The organism is Paenibacillus phocaeensis, assembly GCF_900021165.1.
In the GTDB taxonomy this organism is placed as follows: Bacteria; Bacillota; Bacilli; order Paenibacillales; family Paenibacillaceae; genus Fontibacillus; species Fontibacillus phocaensis.
In genome coordinates, this window is the sequence record NZ_FCOQ01000025.1 from 1 (window position 1) to 18,806 (window position 18,806).

15 protein-coding genes are annotated in these 18,806 nt (G+C 55.5%); 6 read left to right on the forward strand and 9 right to left on the reverse strand.

What is annotated here, in order from left to right:
* Positions 1-298 precede the first annotated feature (298 nt).
* The gene (locus BN3795_RS17270; protein WP_068785947.1) at positions 299-802 is read left to right on the forward strand and encodes an ADP-heptose synthase; all 504 of its coding nucleotides are present in this window, start codon (positions 299-301) and stop codon (positions 800-802) included.
* A gap of 116 nt (positions 803-918) precedes the next feature.
* Here BN3795_RS17270 and BN3795_RS17275 read toward each other — a convergent pair whose 3' ends face one another.
* On the reverse strand, positions 919-1,218 hold the full coding sequence (locus BN3795_RS17275) for a HesB/YadR/YfhF family protein (RefSeq protein WP_068785948.1): 300 nt from the start codon (positions 1,216-1,218) through the stop codon (positions 919-921).
* 584 nt (positions 1,219-1,802) lie between these two features.
* Between BN3795_RS17275 and BN3795_RS17280 the strand changes: the two genes are divergently transcribed.
* Both BN3795_RS17280 and BN3795_RS17285 read left to right on the forward strand, forming a co-directional pair.
* The gene (locus BN3795_RS17280) at positions 1,803-3,560 is read left to right on the forward strand and encodes an ABC transporter ATP-binding protein (protein WP_068785949.1); all 1,758 of its coding nucleotides are present in this window, start codon (positions 1,803-1,805) and stop codon (positions 3,558-3,560) included.
* A 3-nt stretch (positions 3,561-3,563) separates the two neighbouring features.
* Positions 3,564-5,636, forward strand: a complete 2,073-nt coding sequence (locus tag BN3795_RS17285; protein ID WP_068785950.1) for an ABC transporter ATP-binding protein — start codon at positions 3,564-3,566, stop codon at positions 5,634-5,636.
* Between the two features lie 90 nt (positions 5,637-5,726).
* Here BN3795_RS17285 and BN3795_RS17290 read toward each other — a convergent pair whose 3' ends face one another.
* The 3 genes from BN3795_RS17290 to BN3795_RS17300 form a co-directional block, all read right to left on the reverse strand.
* Entirely contained in the window at positions 5,727-6,134 is a 408-nt protein-coding gene (locus BN3795_RS17290; RefSeq protein ID WP_068785951.1) for a PqqD family protein, read from the reverse strand.
* Positions 6,135-6,140: 6 nt separating this feature from the next.
* Entirely contained in the window at positions 6,141-8,054 is a 1,914-nt protein-coding gene (locus BN3795_RS17295) for an OPT family oligopeptide transporter (protein WP_068785952.1), read from the reverse strand.
* A 149-nt stretch (positions 8,055-8,203) separates the two neighbouring features.
* On the reverse strand, positions 8,204-9,301 hold the full coding sequence (locus BN3795_RS17300) for a CobW family GTP-binding protein (protein WP_232729963.1): 1,098 nt from the start codon (positions 9,299-9,301) through the stop codon (positions 8,204-8,206).
* Positions 9,302-9,464: 163 nt separating this feature from the next.
* Here BN3795_RS17300 and BN3795_RS17305 point away from each other — a divergent pair, with 163 nt between their 5' ends.
* Complete coding sequence (locus tag BN3795_RS17305; RefSeq protein WP_068785954.1) at positions 9,465-9,977, forward strand: MogA/MoaB family molybdenum cofactor biosynthesis protein; 513 nt, start codon at positions 9,465-9,467, stop codon at positions 9,975-9,977.
* A 73-nt stretch (positions 9,978-10,050) separates the two neighbouring features.
* Here the strand turns inward: BN3795_RS17305 and BN3795_RS17310 are convergent, their stop codons facing one another.
* The 4 genes from BN3795_RS17310 to BN3795_RS17325 all read right to left on the reverse strand — a co-directional run bounded on the left by BN3795_RS17310 (position 10,051) and on the right by BN3795_RS17325 (position 15,112).
* Positions 10,051-10,590 carry a hypothetical protein gene (locus tag BN3795_RS17310; RefSeq protein ID WP_068785955.1) on the reverse strand — a complete coding sequence of 180 codons (540 nt, stop codon included), beginning with the start codon at positions 10,588-10,590 and terminating at the stop codon, positions 10,051-10,053.
* An 89-nt stretch (positions 10,591-10,679) separates the two neighbouring features.
* The gene (locus tag BN3795_RS17315; RefSeq protein ID WP_068785956.1) at positions 10,680-11,678 is read right to left on the reverse strand and encodes an acrylyl-CoA reductase family protein; all 999 of its coding nucleotides are present in this window, start codon (positions 11,676-11,678) and stop codon (positions 10,680-10,682) included.
* Positions 11,679-11,770: 92 nt separating this feature from the next.
* Positions 11,771-14,077 (reverse strand): thiamine pyrophosphate-dependent enzyme, encoded by a 2,307-nt coding sequence (locus tag BN3795_RS17320; RefSeq protein ID WP_068785957.1) that lies wholly within the window; start codon positions 14,075-14,077, stop codon positions 11,771-11,773.
* Positions 14,078-14,104: 27 nt separating this feature from the next.
* Positions 14,105-15,112 (reverse strand): 2-oxoacid:acceptor oxidoreductase family protein, encoded by a 1,008-nt coding sequence (locus BN3795_RS17325; protein WP_068785958.1) that lies wholly within the window; start codon positions 15,110-15,112, stop codon positions 14,105-14,107.
* Between the two features lie 220 nt (positions 15,113-15,332).
* On the opposite strand from BN3795_RS17325, the gene BN3795_RS17330 reads away from it, so the two are divergent.
* Positions 15,333-16,235 (forward strand): SDR family oxidoreductase, encoded by a 903-nt coding sequence (locus BN3795_RS17330; RefSeq protein WP_068785959.1) that lies wholly within the window; start codon positions 15,333-15,335, stop codon positions 16,233-16,235.
* A gap of 62 nt (positions 16,236-16,297) precedes the next feature.
* Here the strand turns inward: BN3795_RS17330 and BN3795_RS17335 are convergent, their stop codons facing one another.
* A complete protein-coding gene (locus tag BN3795_RS17335; RefSeq protein ID WP_068785960.1) occupies positions 16,298-17,794 on the reverse strand; it encodes an MDR family MFS transporter in 1,497 nt (498 codons plus the stop codon).
* Between the two features lie 211 nt (positions 17,795-18,005).
* On the opposite strand from BN3795_RS17335, the gene BN3795_RS17340 reads away from it, so the two are divergent.
* Entirely contained in the window at positions 18,006-18,608 is a 603-nt protein-coding gene (locus BN3795_RS17340) for a TetR/AcrR family transcriptional regulator (protein WP_068785961.1), read from the forward strand.
* The last annotated feature ends 198 nt before the right edge of the window (positions 18,609-18,806 follow it).

Below are 18,806 nucleotides of genomic sequence, written 5' to 3' on the forward strand. Positions count from 1 at the left end.
AACCCATATACCGCCGATGAAATGCCGCCTTTCAGGGACACCGCCGAGATAACCTTAGCACCGTTCCCCGTCCGTTCCTCTATCCAACGCAGCGTTTCCTGCGAGAGTCCGGCAAACTCACCGCTGTTCCCCCTGTGATCCTTCATCCCTAATCCGCCCCTTTCCGTAGAGATATAAGCCGATTTTCATGCGGCAAAGCTGAATTTATCGAAGGGTTGTGGTATACTCCTTAATAAATTGAGTTGTCGTAACCTAACAGGGACAGCTACGAGTTACAGGCCGTATTAGGAGGATGACCATGTCACGCCGATTTGTGATCGAAGCCGTGATGGTGGCGATATATGGTGAATTGCTGGTGCCAGGTGCGCCTGTGGAATATATTGTACCTTACACCACCGTCATGGAGCTTTATGAATTTCAGAACAGTCCGGAGCCGCTGATGAACGACCCCGTCGACGATATGCATGTGAAGCAGAAAATCAGCAAACTGATCGCTTATCTCGAAGAACCGCTGAACCGCAAGAAACTGGAGCGGGCGCTTACCGTCCCTTGGTCCAAGAGCCCGTCGATCCTGTTCGGCGAGCATGTGACCTGGACCGTGGTCAACGCGGTGGATAACGAGCAATACGGCGAGTTTCTCGATCCGATCGAAACGGAAATCGTGTTGACGGCCCAGCGGGAGAACGTACCGATTCTCACCGATCAACTCGAGCTGATCCGGCGGATCATCGAAGCGGAAGTGCCGGTACAGGTTTACGATATCGGCGATTTTGAATATGCGATGGAGGACAACATCATCTGAAGCCCGGCGGATTGCCGCCGCTCCCATCAGGCAAAGGAAAAGGCCCGCAGATTGACGGGCCTTTTTGGTTCTTCTGCCTCACTCCCGATACCGCGTTACGTCTCGCGTCTAACGGTTTAATTCGAAGCCGCAATTTCGTATTCATATTCGATATCGCCCAACTGCTGATCATAAGTCACGTTGAGATGGTATCCGTCCAGATACCACATATCCTGATCTTCCATGAAGAACGTAATGCCCTTCACTTCCGCTCGGATGCCCGGAGATACGGGCTTATCGACGTCGATCCCCAGCGAGAAACCCGGGTGCAGCTTGCCTCCCGCACTATATCGCGCAAAGAAGCGTACGGCCTGCCCCGCCTGAAGTCCAAGCTCCTGCTTAAACCACTCGGCGGCTTCGTTACTCACATGAATCATCCGCTTCTCCCTCCTCTTTATCTCGGAACTTCATCCAACGGAAATTCAGCCCATGAAGCTTGCAGTTTCCGCTGGTTCCGCTACTCCTAAACTTCCTTTTCATTGTAGACGAAAACGGGTCAAAAGCCAAACCTTTGTTCGATGCATCTGGAAGCATGTCCGCCGGCATCCTAAAAAATAACGTTTGACATCTTCTTTAAAGCGATGCTAAAATCGGGAACATACGAGATCGCTTTTCAAGTAATTACCAAATGAGAAAGGGTGAGCACGGTGTTTAAAATTAAAGTTAAAGTGTATATGTATCGCAATATGTACAACATCAACCAATTGAATACCGGAGCAACCCCTGCAGGCTTGGATGAATCTATGCGCTGACCGCCCCTTCGTTATTAAAGGGTATAAGCGATATCATACACGCGAAGGTTGCTTCCTAGAAGGAACGGACGCGGCATATGTTATGGTTTCAAGGCATATCGTTTTCGGACGATGTGCCTTTTTTGCGGTTTTTTGCAGGTTTAGGACACACTTGTAGAGGTTTTCTGGCGGATCTGGCAATCGGGAATTCAAAAGGAGGAAACCCCATCATGTTTTCGGTATTAAAAAATTTGGGATGGTTTTTCAAACGGGAAAAAAGGCGTTACATCATCGGCTTGTTCCTGCTCATCTTTGCGGGCATTGTGGAGCTGGCGCCGCCGCGGCTGCTGGGCAGCGCGATCGATGAAATCGTGGCCGGAACGGTCACTTGGGCTTCATTAACTCAATATATTTTGCTGATTATCGGCGTATTGATCCTGATCTACCTCATTACGTACATATGGATGCACTCCCTATTCGGGGGCTCGAACCTCGTCGAGCGGATGCTGCGAACCCGGTTCATGAGCCATCTGCTGCGGATGACGCCGCCGTTCTTCGAGCGGAGCCGCACCGGCGACCTGATGGCCCGGGCGACCAACGATTTGCGGTCGGTCGCGACCACCGTGGGTTTCGGCATGCTGACGCTGACCGACTCCACGGCCTACCTCACGGTGATCTTCCTCGCCATGAGCACGCTGATCAGCTGGAAGCTGACGCTGGCCGCGATCATTCCGCTCCCTTTCATCGCCCTGGCGATGAAAATTTACGGGAAGATCATCCATGAGCGCTATACGCTGGCGCAGGATGCCTTCGGGGACATGAACGACCAGGTGCTGGAGTCGGTCGCCGGGATCCGCGTCATTCGCGCCTATGTACAGGAACGTCATGACGAACAGCGTTTTGCCGATATCACGGAAGATGTGTACAAGAAAAATTTGGCCGTCGCCAAGGTCGACGCTTATTTCGAGCCGACGATCCGGTTATGCGTGGGACTCAGCTATGCGATTGGGCTGACGTACGGCATCTATCTCGTGTTCCATAATGAGCTGACCCTGGGCGATCTCGTATCTTTCAACATGTACCTGGGGATGATGATTTGGCCGATGTTCGCGATCGGCGAGCTGATCAACATCATGCAGCGCGGCGGCGCGTCTCTGGACCGGGTGAACGAAACCCTGAACGAGAAGCCGGATGTTGAGGACGTACCGAATCCGGCCCAGGTGGAAACGCCGGAGACCATCGAGTTCAAGGATGTTACCTTCAGTTATCCGACTTCGACCATTAATAATCTCGAGCATATCGACTTGACGATTAAACGCGGCGAAACGCTGGGAATCGTTGGCCGCACCGGCAGCGGCAAATCCACCCTGCTGAAGCAGCTCTTGCACGAATACCCGGTGGGCAGCGGCGAGCTGACGATCTCGGGAGTACCGATTCAACAAATTACGCTGAACCAACTGCACGGCTGGATCGGCTATGTGCCGCAAGAGCAAATCCTGTTCTCCAAAACGGTGCGGCAAAACATTCAATACGGCTGCCCCGGCGCCTCGGATGAGAAAATTCTCGAGGCGATCCGTACCGCAGCCTTCGATCAAGATCTCGGCACGTTGTCCGACGGCCTGGATACGCTGGTCGGCGAGAAAGGCGTCGCCCTTTCCGGCGGTCAGAAGCAGCGGGTCTCCCTGGCCCGGGCGTTCATCGCCGATCCGGAGCTCCTGATTCTCGACGATGCCTTGTCCGCCGTCGATGCGCGGACCGAAGCGCGGATTATCGAGAACATCCGCAGTCAGCGCTCCGGCAAAACGACGCTGATCTCCACGCACCGCCTCTCCGCCATCGAACATGCGGATTGGATCGTCGTGCTGGAGAAGGGCAAAATCATCGAGGAAGGTACGCACGAAACCCTGCTGCAGCTAGGCGGCTGGTATCGTGAACAATATGAACGTCAACAGGTGGAATCGAGCCTGACTGACGGGGAGGTGTCTTAACCAATGCACGCCCATACGGGAAAAGCACTTTTTAAATACGCCTTAACGGCAAAAAATACGTTTATCCTTGCGCTCCTCATGCTGGCCATCGGCGTGGCCGCCGAGCTGGCTGGCCCGTTTATCGCCCGCTCGATGATCGACGATCATATGCTGGCGATCGAGCAGCCGTTTTACGAAACGACGGGGAAAGACAAGACGACCGTCGACTATGACGGACGCACCTTCAAGCGGGGCGACCGCTTCGCGGAAGGTGAAGCCAAAGGCGCTGAAGTCCGCGTGCTGCAAGTCGGCAAGAGCTTCGTATTCGTGGATGCGGCCGTCCCGGAGGTCTCCGGCGACCGCAGCTTCCAAGACGGCGTCCTGACCCTCACCGGGAAAGACGGCGCAAGCAGCGCATATCCAGCGCAGAAGTTAAGCGCGGCGGGGTTGTTTTCTTTTTACAAACCGGAAGTCCCCGGCATTATGACCTTAATCATCTGGTATCTTATATTCCTGGCCGTCTCCATCGTGATGGAATTCGGCAAAACCTATTGGCTGCAGTCTTCGGCCAACCAGGTGATCCGCAAGCTGCGTATGGACGTATACGCCCATATTCAGCGGCTGCCGGTGCATTTCTTCGATAATCTGCCGGCCGGGAAAGTCGTCTCCCGCGTGACCAACGATACGGAGGCGGTAAAAGAGTTGTTTATCGCCGTGTTGGCGAATTTCTTCTCCGGGATCATCAACATGCTGGGCGTCTACGTCGCCCTGTTCATCCTGGACGTAAGGCTCGGACTCATCTGCTTGTTCGTTGTTCCGATCATTTACCTGTGGGTCGTGTTTTATCGCAAGTTCGCGACGAAATACAACACGATTATCCGCTCGCGGTTAAGCGAGATTAATGCCATCATCAACGAATCGATCCAGGGGATGTCGATCATCCGGATTTTCCGCCGCGAGTCGCAAACCAAGGAAGAGTTCGAACACCTGAACAACGATTACATGAAGCATCAGAACAAGATGCTGAACCTGAACGCTTTCACTTCACACAACCTCGTGAACGTGATCCGGAATCTGGCGTTTGCGACCGTCCTGTGGTATTTCGGTTCGGCGCAGTTGGACGGCACAAGCGTGATCTCGCTGGGTGTCCTGTACGCCTTCGTCGACGTGCTTGGGCGGTTGTTCCAACCGATCACCGGGATGGTCAACCAGCTTGCAGCGTTAGACTCTTCCATGGTGTCCGCCGGCCGGGTATTCGCGCTGATGGACGAACCGGGCGAAGAGGTCATCGACGGCTCGATGCCGCGCTACAAAGGGAATGTGGAATTTAAGGACGTCTCGTTCGCCTACAAGAAGGATTACGTGCTGAAAAACATCTCCTTCGAGGCGAAGCAAGGCCAGACGGTTGCGCTGGTCGGACACACGGGCTCCGGCAAAAGCTCGATCATCAACCTGCTGTTCCGGTTCTATGATCCGCAGAAGGGCACGATCACGATCGACGGCCAGCCGGTGACGGAGCTTCCGAAGCAATGGATCCGCCAGCATATGGGGATCGTGCTCCAGGATCCGTACCTGTTCACCGGAACGATCCTCTCGAATGTGACGCTGGGTGATGAACGCATTTCCCGCGAAACGGCGGAGAAAGCGCTGATCGACGTTGGGGCGGACCGAATCCTGGCTCACCTGCCGAAGGGCTTGGACGAACCGGTTGTGGAGAAGGGAAGCACCTTGTCCGCCGGCGAACGTCAGCTGATTTCCTTCGCCCGGGCCCTTGCCTTTGACCCGGCGATCCTCATTCTCGATGAGGCGACCGCCAACATCGACACGGAGACCGAAGCGCTGATCCAATCCGCGCTGGAAGTGCTGAAACGCGGCCGGACCACATTCATCATCGCCCACCGGCTGTCGACCATTCGCAGCGCCGATCAGATTCTCGTGCTGCACCGCGGCGAAATCGTCGAGCACGGCACGCATGAAGAACTGCTCGCCCTGGGCGGCCGCTACCATCAAATGTACCGGCTGCAACTCGGGGGTGTTGAAGCTCCGGTTGCGCCCGGTGCCGGACCGGCGATCTCGCCGGTAGCGAATCCGAGTTAATCGCAGCAGTCTAGACTATACAACTAAAACAACCGTTCCTTAAAAAAAAGGGAACGGTTGTTTTTTGTTGCGGAGCCGCCGCGCGCCTCTCTATACGCTTTCCAGCTTATCGGCCTCGGCGGTTGCAGCAGGAGCAGCGTCCTCCCAAATCAGCCAGTCGTTAGCTTCCAGGATCTCGATAAACTTACTTAGACGGGGCAGGAGTGGCTCAGCGGATTCCCCAAACCTCTTCCGGAGCGCTTCGGCGATCTCCCCTACGGTTTGGGTGCCGTTGCAGCGGGTCACAACCTCGCTACCGAGCGGATCCAAATGCACGTGAATAACTGCCGGTTGCTTCAGGAACCGGACCGACTGACGTTCGAGCCAACTGCGGCGCGGCAGCAGCAGCTCTGCCCTCCCGTCCTCACCCGCCGCTACACTCAGATGCGGCCGCAGGCGAGGAACCATATCAAGCAAGTTAGGAGCAGGCAATTTCGGGGAACGTGGTATTTTTCGCATCGTTATTTACTCCTTATTCCCTGCCGTAATGCCGTTCTTGCTGCGCAAGGAGATGAAGCCGAGCAAGAAGGTGACGATCAGGAAGATGAGGAACGGCAACGTATTGGAAGTCACGGCGACGCCGGACGGAAGCTGCACGCCGGACCAGATCAGGATGGCAATGATGACGCCAAGGAGCGACTCTCCGGCGATGAGCCCGGAGGCGAGCAGGGTTCCGGTTTCCACGCGGCTCTTGAGCAGCGCTTCGTTCTTGCGCGAGAAGAAGCCAACGATCCAGCGCACGAGTCCCCCCACCATAATCGGAGTGCTGATGTGCACCGGCAAATAAATGCCAACCGCCACCGTCAAGGAATTAAGGCCGAGAAATTCGAATACAATCGCCGACGCCGCTCCGATAAAGATCAGATCCCACGGCAGGTTCTCCGACATGATGCCTTCCACGATCAACCGCATGAGCACGGCCTTCGGCGCGGACAGCTGTTCCGAGCCAAGCCCATAGGTCGCGTTCAGCACATTCAAAATAAAACCGATCACAAGGCCGGATACCAGCACCCCGATCATCATGGCCACCTGCTGCTTCCACGGGGTTCCTCCAACCAGGTATCCGGTCTTGAGGTCCTGTGAGATGTCGCCGGCTACGGCCAGGGCGACACAAACGATAGCCCCGACGGTAAGCGAGGTCACCATTCCGGTCATGCCCGACATCCCCGTCAGTTTGTACAGGAAAGTGACGATCAGCAGCGTTGCGATCGTCATTCCCGATACCGGCGAGGAGGAGCTACCGACGAGGCCAACGATCCGTGACGCGACGGTCACGAACAGGAAGCCAAACAACGCAATAGCTACCGCTCCGATGATCCCGACGTTGGTGATCGGGTCAAACGCCAGCAGGACAATCAGCACGGCGATCAGGGCAAACACCCATCCCCCGGGAATGTCCCGGTTGGTGCGGTCAATCGTCGTCTTCTCGCTGGAGGCTGAACGCTGCATCAGTCCTTGGAGCGTAGCGCGCAGCGAGCTGAACAGCATCGGCAGCGTTTTGACGAGCGTGATCAGGCCCCCGGCAGCTACCGCCCCTGCGCCGATATAGCGGATGTAATCGCCCCAGATCCCCCATGCATCAAGCTCAGCGATCGGGGTGAGCGAAGGAGCGATGGCGCCTGCAGCGCCTGCCCCGAAGAAGCCGATCATCGGGATCAGGACCAGCCAGGCGAGAATCCCGCCGGCCAGCATTTGTCCGGCGATCCTGGGCCCGATAATATAGCCGACGCCCAGCAAGGCGGGATAGGTATCCATCCCGATGACCGCGTTCCGGAAGCGGAAGACGGAGGTTTCAATTTCCGTCTTAAACAGCATGAAGCCGTCGCCCAGCGCCTTGACCAGACCGCCAACGACGAAGCCGAGCGACACCATGCGGGCGCTGCGTCCGCCGGTTTCGCCGGAGACAAGCACCTCGGCGCAAGCCGTCCCTTCCGGGTAAGGCAAGGTTTCATGCTCATTCACGATCAGCAACCGCCGCAGCGGCACCATCATGGCTACGCCAAGGAAGCCGCCGACCAGCACGATGAAGCTGATCATTTGCTGGCTTGGATTCAACTCCCACATATAAAGGGCCGGCAAGGTGAAGATCGCTCCCGCCGCGACCGCTTCTCCCGCGGTGGTCATCGTCTGGACGATGTTGTTCTCCAGAATCGACTTTCTTCGAAATACCCCGCGCAGAACCGCCAGGGAAATGACCGCCGCCGGGATCGAAGCGCTGACGGTCAGACCGATTTTCAGCCCTAAATAAGCGTTAGCCGCGGCGAACACAACGGCCAATAGGATCCCGAGAACGACGGCGACAACCGTCAGCTCCGGCATGGAACGCGAAGCCGAAACATAGGGTACGAACTTCGCGGAGCTTTTCTGTTTTTCATTCATGTCATTCTCTCCCTCTTTATGAAAAAAACAGTTATAGGTTACCCCGGGCCCAATTAAAATAGTCGACGCAAAATAGAGAACCGCAGCGGCTCGCGGTTCTCTCGGGTCTCACTCGTTGGGAGGTTGCCGGGGATCATCAGGGTCCTCTTCTAGGATGGGTTAAGCTCCAGCGCCTGGAGGCGCCGGGCAATCTCCTGCTTATCGAAGTGTTCCCCGATAAACACAGCCACATCAGGGACGTCCCCCTGCGGCGTGATTTTCAGATAATCCGCCTCCCGATAGGCATATTGGAACAGGAAGCGGCTGGCGGTATCGGCAAACCGTAATACGCCTTTGCCCCGGTAGACTTCACGCGGCAATTCGGCGATAAATCGTTCGAATTCCTCGCTGTTCACCGGCCCGTCGAAATAGTGCGTGTACACCGTGACATGCTCATGCGAGACGTGAGGATGTACATGAGCCTGGTTGTGGTCATGTGCGTCATCCCCTTGATGCTCGTGGTCATGGTCATGGTTATGGTCATGGTGATGCTCGTGATTATGCTCGTGGTCATGGGCTTCGTTATGAACAGACCCAGGATCCCTCTCACGGTGTTGTCCTATGTACGTTTCATCCGGTTGCATCGAAAGGGCTGCAGCGCCCTTCTCCTCTGACGCCCTCCATAATTGCGATACATCCACCTCGCATTTCACCGCCGGAATGATCCGGGCATAAGGATTCATACGGCGGAGGAAATCCGTCATTTCCCGTTGATGTTCGGGGTCGAGCAAATCGATTTTGTTCAGGATTAATACGGAGCCGCAGCGGATTTGCTCAATCATGAGCCGGTACGTTTTCCCCTGCTGAGTCGCATGTAAATCGGCCAGATGAGCCGCGTCCACTACCGTAACCATCGGCTTGATGTCCAATTTGAGATACAGCGACACCTCCGTTACCGCATCGAAAATCTCCATCGGATTGCCCGCGCCTGTCGCTTCGATCACGATCAGGTCCGGCTTCTCCCCTTCAATCAGCTCCGCCATCTGGACGCTGAGGTCGCCGCGGATGGTGCAGCAGATGCAACCGCCCAGCATTTCAGCCATCGGGACGTCGCTGGATACGAGCAAGCCATCGAGATTCACATCCCCGATTTCATTCATAATCACAGCCGGACGAAGTCCCTGCTCTCTCCAGTTGCGAATTAAGCGCTGAAGCAGCGTAGTTTTGCCGCTTCCCAAAAAACCGGACAATATATAAACGGGTGTCACCCTGTTCCCACCTCTTCTCCTGAGATCTAAAATGAATGGTTAAGTGCATACGAATGCGAGTTTACACCAACCTTACAGGACATGCAACTACATTTCCCTCACAACCCGGGTCGGTCAAACATGATACAATGGGGATAACATCCAAAGAAAGGAAGCGAACACGATGAGATCCGTCGATGAACATCGAATGGAAGCGCCGGATGAGGTGTCCTGCCTCGTCATCACCGTCTCCGATACCCGTACGGAAGAGACCGACACCAGCGGACAGCTGATCCAGGAACTGCTGCGGGACAACGGATACCGCGTCGCCCGCTATGTGATCGTAAAAGACGATTATGACGGCATTCGCCAACTGTTGCGGGAAGCTGCCTCAGATCGCGACATCGAAGCCGTTCTTCTGAGCGGGGGCACCGGCATCGCCCCGCGGGATACGACTTATGAGGCGGTGCGAAGCCTGCTTAATAAGGAAATGCCGGGCTTCGGGGAAATTTTCCGCTATCTCAGCTTTACCGAAGACATCGGCTCGGCCGCCATCCTCAGCCGGGCGATTGCCGGAACGATCGGCAGTATGGCGGTCTTCTCCATGCCCGGCTCGCAGGGCGCCGTCAAGCTGGCGATGGAGCGAATCATTCTTCCCGAGCTTCGTCATGTCATGCGCGAAATCTACAAGAAATAAAGAGCAAAAAACCAACCGCTTCCCTCACTTGAACCGAAGGAAGCGGTTGATTTGTTGACTAGCTCTCGGGTCCTTACTTCGGCTGATCCCTCATTTGCTCCAGCAACTGGCCAAATACGGCTTGCATTTCCTCCCGATATTGACTGTCTTTCTGTGCGCTTGAGGCATAAACCAACGCCGTGTTGCCTTTCGCCGAGATGACGGCCGCCTGGTTGGCCGCGGAGGATGCCGACATCTCTTGTTTTCCGTCCCCGGTGCCGTAGATTTCGGCTATTTCCCGTTGCCGTTCCTGCTCGCTTGGAAACACATGCACAATGATAAAATGCCGTGCGTCCCCGTTGATAAAATAACTGTAGCTAATATTCCCGTCCAGCCCTTCGGAATAGGTCTCATGCGTCAAACGGATCCCCCGCTGCGCGCACTCCGCTTTCAACGCTTGCAGCATCGCCGTGTTCAGGGTCGTTCCGCTTGTCAATTGACGTTCGTTCCCTTGCCGGTAACTTTGCATATTATATTTGCTCATCTCATCCTTGGCTACTCGCTGCAGATTGCCGCACCCTGCGGTCATGGCCAACGCTAGGGCCATTCCCAATCCAGCCTTCCACCATCTCATCGTATCCCATCCTTTACCTTAAGCTTGTAAGCCCGCTTAGGCCGATGGTGTTAGGTTGTCTCAACTTTCCCCAATTTATACCATATGGATTAGTTGATCAAGGAGATGATCTGGCGCCCGACGGCCTTCCCGGCCAGCACGGTGCTTAGCGCCTCCGGCAGCCGCTCCAGCGGATACTCGGTCACTCCCGCGTTCAGCACCTGCTCCGGCTTCCACTCCCCGGCCAGCAGCTGCCAAAGCTGCTCCCGCAGCGGGACAGGGCAAAATACGGAATCGATTCCCAGCAAGTTGACGCCCCGTAAAATAAACGGATACACCGTGGTTTCAATCCCTCCGCCGCCGGTCATTCCCGACAAAGCCACAGACCCGCCGTACCGTAACGATCTGAGCAGATCGGCGGTCATTGCGCCGCCCACCGGATCGACGATCGCCGCCCACCGCTCTTTGCCCAGCGCCCCTTTGGCGCCGGAAGCGGCTTCTTCGCGGGACAGGATCTCGGCGGCGCCAAACGCCGTTAGTGTCTCCCGCGCCTCCGGCTTCCCGGTCACCGCGGTCACTTCAATCCCCAGCCGGCTGAGGATCGCCACAGCCATGCTGCCAACGCCGCCGGTGGCGCCCAGAACGAGCACGGGACCTTGACCGGGCGTCAGTCCGTTATCCAGCAGGCGCCGCACCGACAACGCTGCCGTAAACCCGGCCGTCCCGATCGCCATCGCTTCCCGGGCCGTAAGACCTTCCGGCAGCTTGACCAGCCAGTCGCCCGGCACGCGGGCGACCTCGGCGAACCCGCCCTCATGCGTCACGCCAAGCCCGTAACCGGTGCACAGCACCCGGTCCCCGGGCTTCAGCCTCGCATCGCGGGAGGCCGTGACCTCCCCGGCCAGATCGATGCCGGGAATAAACGGGTAGGATTTGACGATTTTCCCTTCGGGAATGCTCGCCAATCCGTCTTTATAGTTGACGCTGGAATAATGCACCTTGACGGTGACGGCGGCATCGGGAAGTGCCGAGACGTCCAAGCGCTCGACCCCCGACCGGAATCCGGACTCATCCTGATGTACGCGAAATGCGCGAAATAACTGATCCATACCGCTAACTCCTCCTTCACTTGCGTATCTTCTGCTTAACGAAAAAAGCGGCCCTATGCCGCTTCCTTCGGTTTTATTAAAAGCTTCCTCCCTTACAAATAAGGGTTCTCGTGTTTGGCTTGGAGGACTTTCCAACGCCGCTCCACCTCTTGCTCGAACTCCGCCAAAGCTTCGGCGTTCTCCGGCTTCGTCAAATGGCGGGTTTTGCCCATCGTCTTCAGCCAATCCGTCAGCGGGATACGATTGCCCTTCTCTTCCGGGTTGTAGGTAATCGTCGTTTGCCCGTTCTCCACCTCGTACAGCGGGAAGAAGCAGGAGTTGACGGCGGCATCGATAATGTTAGTGCCTTGATCGTCCGGCGAGATCCAGTTGAGCGGGCAAGCGATTAATATTTTACCATATACCAGGCCTTCGTGTTGAGCGTACCATTGCGCTTTGGCCGCTTTTTTCACCAAATCCTGCGGATAAGCCTCACTGCCCGTGAAGACGTAAGGGATATTCGTGGCCGCCATGATTTGCGGGGTGTCTTTGTGTTGGAACGCTTTCCCCTTCTGCACCTTGCCGATGTTCGACGTGGACGTACGGTGACCAAGCGGCGTGGAATACGATAGCTGCGCCCCAGTATTCATATATCCTTCGTTATCGTACTCAATAATAATCATTTTATGACCGCGCAGCGCAGCGCCGATAGCAGGCCCCATGCCGATATCCATGCCGCCGTCGCCGGTGACCATAACGAACGTAAAATCGTCCTGCAGACCGAGCTCATCCAGTTCGCCGCGGCGTTTTCTCTCCCAGAACATCTCCACGACGCCGGACAAGGTTGCCGCACCGTTCTGGAACAGATTATGGATGTAAGTCGCTTTGTGGGACGAATACGGATATCCGGTTGTCACGACCATCGCGCAGCCCGTATGGAACAACGCAACGATATCGCCTTCGATGCCTTTGAAGAACAGCTCCAGGCCGGAGAAAATCCCGCAGCCCGGACAAGCGCCGTGTCCCGGTGCAATCCGTTTCGGTTTCTTCGTCAAGGCGCGAAGCGGCGGAATGCGCACGCCCAGCTTGCCGGTTTCTTCATTCTTGGTGACCGTAATCAGTCCGGTCTTCAAGTCTTCGAATTTGAGCGGATTCATGACCCGCTTCGGCGCTTTCTCCGGATCGCCCGGCGTATGGCCGTAGTAGTCGAACGGCACTTCCACCCGGCCGGTATTCGCCGCATCGATCGCCAATTGGAACAGGTGATGGCCGTCTTCGGCATAGAACTCCTTGCCGCCAAGCCCATAGATGCGACTGATTACCTGCGTGGTGTGGTTGCCGTGCGTAAACAGCGCCGCTTTAATCTCGTTAACCATGTTGCCGCCGTAAGCGCCGTAGGAATCGCCACGGTCGCCAACCGTAACCGCCTTGACATTCTTCAGCGCCTCCGCGATTTGCTTCTGTGGGAACGGACGGATCATGTTCGGCGCAATCGAACCGGCTTTGATGCCTTGGCGGCGCAAATCGTCCACGACGTCCTTGATAATCTCGGAGGCCGAGTTCATCAGGAACACCGCCACTTCGGCATCTTCCATACGGTACAGATCGAGCATCGGGTATTCGCGGCCGGTCAATTCGGCATATTCCCCGGCAATCCGTGCAAAGACGCGCTCGGCATTATACATCGCCACAGACTGCTGGTAACAGTTGTTGATATAGTCCGGTTCGTTCATGTAAGGGCCGACGGTAATCGGATGGTTGCGGTCGAGGGTATGCGGGAAATTGCCCGGAGGCCGTTCGCCGACAAACTTCAGGACGTCTTCCTGGTTGGCGAAGGTGTGCACACGCCGTTTCTGGTGCGAGGTAAAATAACCGTCAGACGCTACCAGCACCGGCAGCCGGACTTCCGGATCTTCCGCCAGCTTGATCGCCATCAGGTTCATATCGTAAACGGCCTGCGGATCGCGGCACATCAAGATCGGCCAACCGGTGTTCAGCGCAAAATACAAGTCCGAATGGTCGCCGTGAATGTCCAGCGGGCCGGAGATCGAGCGGCACACCAGATTCATGACCATCGGGAAGCGCGTCCCGGACTGCACCGGCATCTGCTCCAGCATGTACAGATACCCTTGAGCACTGGTCGCATTGAACACCCGGCCGCCGGCAGTGGAAGCCCCGTAGCAAATTCCGGCCGAGCTGTGTTCGCCGTCCGATGGAATCAGCTTAATGTCATGCTGGCCGTTTGCTTTCATTAAATCGAGGAATTGCGCCACCTCGGTCGATGGGGAGATCGGAAAATACCCCATAATATGATAATTGATCTGGCTGGCCGCATAGGCCGCCATTTCATTCCCTGATTCATAAACTACACGCTGCTCGACTGTACCGGAGCGGCGTTCTTTTTCTAAATCGATCGCCATGGTTCAACTACCACCTTTCCCGCTATATTAGCGAATCGCCAAATCGAACAGATGCGGCACGCGATGCGCCTCCGCATAACCGTCTTCTTCCCGCTCCCCGGACAAAGCGTCGGTCGGACAAGCGTGAATGCATTTCAAGCAACCCTTGCAATATTGATAATCGATGCCGGTCAGGAACATCTGCGGACGGCCTTTCTTGTCAGGACGTTCTTCCCAGACGAAGCAGTTGTCCGGGCAGACATTATCGCATTGAGCGCAGTGGATGCAGGACTCTTCCTTGAAATGCGGCATCATTCCCGAACGTGAGATGCTGAGGTCCTTCAGAATGCTGTTGCCCGGATTGATGATAAGTCCGCCGATCGGCTGCGTCTCGTAACCTAACACCGGCGTATCGGCGCGGGCGAATGCCGGCATGCTGACCCCATCAGGCAATGCAAACGTCTCAAATACAACTTCGTAGTAACCCCGTTCAAAGGTTGCCAGGGCCGGAGCCACGGTTTGCGGATATTTCTTCTCCAGCGATTTGCGAATGACGTCCTTCATCGTTTCCGGATCAAGGAACGGACAAAGCCGGAACATCGCGCCAAGCATCGCCATATTCACCCGGTTTTTCTCTTCGAGCGCAATGCCGGTGGCATCGATCACTGCGATCGTGCCGCCGATCAGCTTCAATTTCTCCTTAAGCTCTTGCGGCGTTTTGCGGGAATTGACCAGCACGGTGCTGTCCTCATAAATACCGCTGATGACGTTCACCGTCTTGGCCAGCGCCTCCTGAAAAATCCCTACGATATGCGGGCGTTCCACCGGCGACGTATCGCGGATCGGCGTATTCAAATCGCAGAAGCGGATATGCGCCTTCACCGGCGATCCTTTTTTCTCCGAGCCATAAGAAGAAAAGCTGACCCCATTCAGACCGGCACCTTCCACCCCGGCTTCGGCCAGCATTTTCCCCGCCAGGTTCGCTCCCAGCCCCCCAATGGATTCCAGACGGATTTCAAAAAATCCCAGCTCGTTTAATTTCGGTAATTGTACCACGCGCTTGACTCCCTTCTTCGCAAATGCGAGTTCATCACGACGTAAATAAGTGCAAAACATCACACAAAAAGATATCTTTCTTAATATTAAAATTTATCATAGATGGGTTGTGACTTATGTAACAAATGTCATATAGACATTCTTGTTTAGGCGAATACACCCCTCCGTACCGGATTGAATAGGATAACGGCATAACTATCTCTCAGGAGGATTCAAAAGGATGATACCCAAGTACCCGTACTACAGCTCAAAAACGGTATGTCAAGAACAGCCGATCACGTTCCCGCCGCAACATCAGCCAAGACAACCCGGTTTGCAGACGCTGATGGTTCCGCCCCCGATTTCGGAAAATCCGGCTTACGTCGGCAGCGGCAAACTGAAGGACAAGGTAGCGATTCTAACCGGCGGCGACAGCGGCATCGGAAGGGCCACCGCCTTCGCCTTCGCCAAAGAAGGCGCGGACCTGGTGACCGTGTATTTCGATGAGCATGAGGACGCTCAAGCCACCAAACGGCGTGTCGAAGAGTTGGGCCGGCGCTGCTTGCTGATCCCCGGCGATCTGCGACAAGAGGCATTCTGCCATGCGGTGATCCGCCATACGCTTCACCATTTCGGCAAAATCGACATCCTGGTGCTCAATCAAGCCGTTCAATTTCCCCAAACGCAGGGAATCGAAGCGATTACTTCCGAGCAGTTGCACCAAACCTATGCCACCAACATCTTTCCTCATTTCTACATGACCCGGGCCGCCCTTCCCCATTTACGACCCGGCAGTACGATTATCAGTACCGCTTCGATTACCGCTTACGCCGGTGCGCCGCTGCTGATCGATTACTCCTCCACCAAGGGGGCCATCGTCTCCTTCACCCGCTCCTTGGCGCTGTCGCTGGTCGATCGCGGCATCCGCGTCAATGCCGTGGCACCGGGCCCGATTTGGACGCCGCTGATCCCTTCCAGCTACTCAGCAGAATACGTAAGCACGTTTGGCCTGGAGACGCCGATGAAACGGGCCGGGCAGCCGTTTGAGCTGGCCCCGGTCTACGTGTTCCTGGCCTCCGACGATTCCAGCTTCGTCACCGGGCAAACGATTCACGTGAACGGCGGCGCGATGGTCACAAGCTGATGGCGGCAAATCCAAAAAGCACTCTTCCCCGGTGGAAAGAGTGCTTTCACTTTCGTATGATCTTAATGGCCCGCCATCAGGCTGGGATCCGCTTGAGCCCCTTCAGCCGCTTGCTCATTGGCCGAATCGGGTTGTTTTTTCGGTTTGGACAACATAAGGGTCAGTAGAAATCCGACGCCCGCAATGCACGCCGCCAGGAAATAGGTCTCCCCAAAGCCGGATGCGGCTGCCTCCAGCGGATTTCTGCCTTGAGCGGTCTCCGCCATATGGCTGCTGATTTGCGAGGTCAGATAACCGGTTAAGCCAGCCACCGCAAAGGAGACGATTACCTGCTGCGCAGCGGTCATTAACGGGGTGACCCGGGTGACCAAATGACGGGGTGCAGAGTTCAAGATATGCGTGTTCAGCGGCATCATCGTCAGACCCATCCCGCCGCCAAGCAAGCCCAGCGGCACTAGCACCATCGCCAGCGGCGTATCCGCCGTGATGCGCGACATCAGGAACAACGCCGTCGATACGACACCGAGGCCGATGAAGGCCAGCGGCCGTGCCCCTACCCGGTCAAACAAGCGGCCGCTGATCGGCATGAAGAACGCTGACATGAGCGCTTGCGGCAGCAAGTAGATTCCCGTCTCCAGCGCATTATATCCTCTCACTTGCTGTAGATATAAAGGGGTAAGAATCATTGAACCAAACAGGGCTGCCTGGGCGATCCATACCAAGATGATTCCCCGGGTAAAATGGGAAGAGCGGAACACCCGCAATTCCAGCAAAGGCTGCTTATGTCTGATTTCAACGAAGATGTAGAGAAGTAAGGCGATGCCTCCAACGATAAGACCGGTCAGCGTCCTTGCCGAAGTCCAGTTGGTTCCCCCTTCGCTCACTCCGAAAGTTAACATGGCAAACGCGATCGGGGCGAGGATCATCCCCAGTTTATCCAGCTGCGGCGCTTCCCGCCGTTCGGATTTAGGCAAGAATCGCAGTCCAATGAGAAAGGCAAGGATCCCGATCGGCAGGTTAATGAGGAAAATCCAATGCCAGCTGACGTTCTCCACCAGCCAGCCGGACAATACCGGACCCAGCGCGGGTGCCAGCAGCATCGGCACGCCCAGTGCCCCCATCACGGCCCCCCGCTTCTCGGGCGGTGCCAGCTTGAACACCATCGCGAACCCAATCGGCGATACCATCCCGCCGCCCAAACCTTGGATGATGCGGTATACGATCAATTGCTCCGGCGTTTGCGCCACGGCACACAATACGGAACCTACGGTAAACAACGCGATCGTCATCAGAAAAATCCGTTTCTCTCCAAACTTATCGGTCATCCAGCCAGCTAACGGAATTACGGCAGATAAGGCCAATGTATACCCGGTGATCGTCCATTGCACCGTCTTCAAATCCGTGGCGAAGAAGTCGACCAGTTTCGGTACGGCCACATTCACAACCGTGCTGTCCAAGATCACCATAATCATCCCGACGATGACCGCCAGCAGTGGCGCGAGAATCGATCGGATGGTAAACTCCTGGGTTTCGATCGAGTTTTCTACAGTATTCGGCATCCTCTCACTCAGCTTTCTCTATAATTTAAACACCGTTTTAAACAATGTTTAAAACTAATTTAAACGGATGCCCTGATTTTGTCAAGACACCTGTTTTACGCGGCCGTATCATCACCCGCCCCCGTCGGAGTTCTTGACACCTTGAACGAAAGCGTATTATGGTATTTGTTATACTGAGCTGAAAGAATGGAAGATATAAAGGAGCGGAATTATGAGCAATTGCGGCGAGGGGCTAACAACGAAACAGAATATTATTCAGGCTACATTGGAGCTCATTAAGACAGAAGGGGCCGATCAGGTCACTTTGCGCAAGATCACCGCTGCCGCCAATGTCAATCTCGCTCTGGTGAATTACTACTTCGGCTCGAAGGATAATCTGATTAATGAAGCTTTAAAAATGCTGCTCATTACTTTTCAAGCCAACTTCTCCGTCCTGGATGATCATACGCTTCCTCCGAAAGCCCGATTGAAAGCGTTTATTCTGCAATACGTGGAGACTGTACTTCAATATCCGGGGCTGTTGCATGAAGTTCTCGGCAAAGGTCGGATTACCTTCGAATCGCGGCAGGACTTCACCGGTTTTATGAAAACGACCGGGTTCGGCAAAATCAGCGGCACGCTGGAGGAGATCACAGGCGAGACCGATACAGAGACGCTCTACATCATGATGATGCAAATCAATGCGGCCGTGTTGTTCCCGCTCGTGCTGGCACGGCAGATCAAACACTTGGAGAATCGTCCGGGCAAAGAAGCTGTGGAACGGCAAATTGATATTTTGTTTGACCATTACTTTGCGAAATACGAGAACGCGTGATCACATGTCGAATCCAGCGGCGGATCCGCCGATTTATAGCGCTTTTTGCGCTTTCCCGAGAAATAATTTCATTTCCCCGCTATCCCAAAAGATCGCTCCGCCGATATCGGCGTGAGCGATCTTTTGGGGTCTGGCGGGACGAGCCCTGAGGGTTACTCCTCCTGCTGCCCCCGCTATTCCTCGCTCATTTTCTGCTTC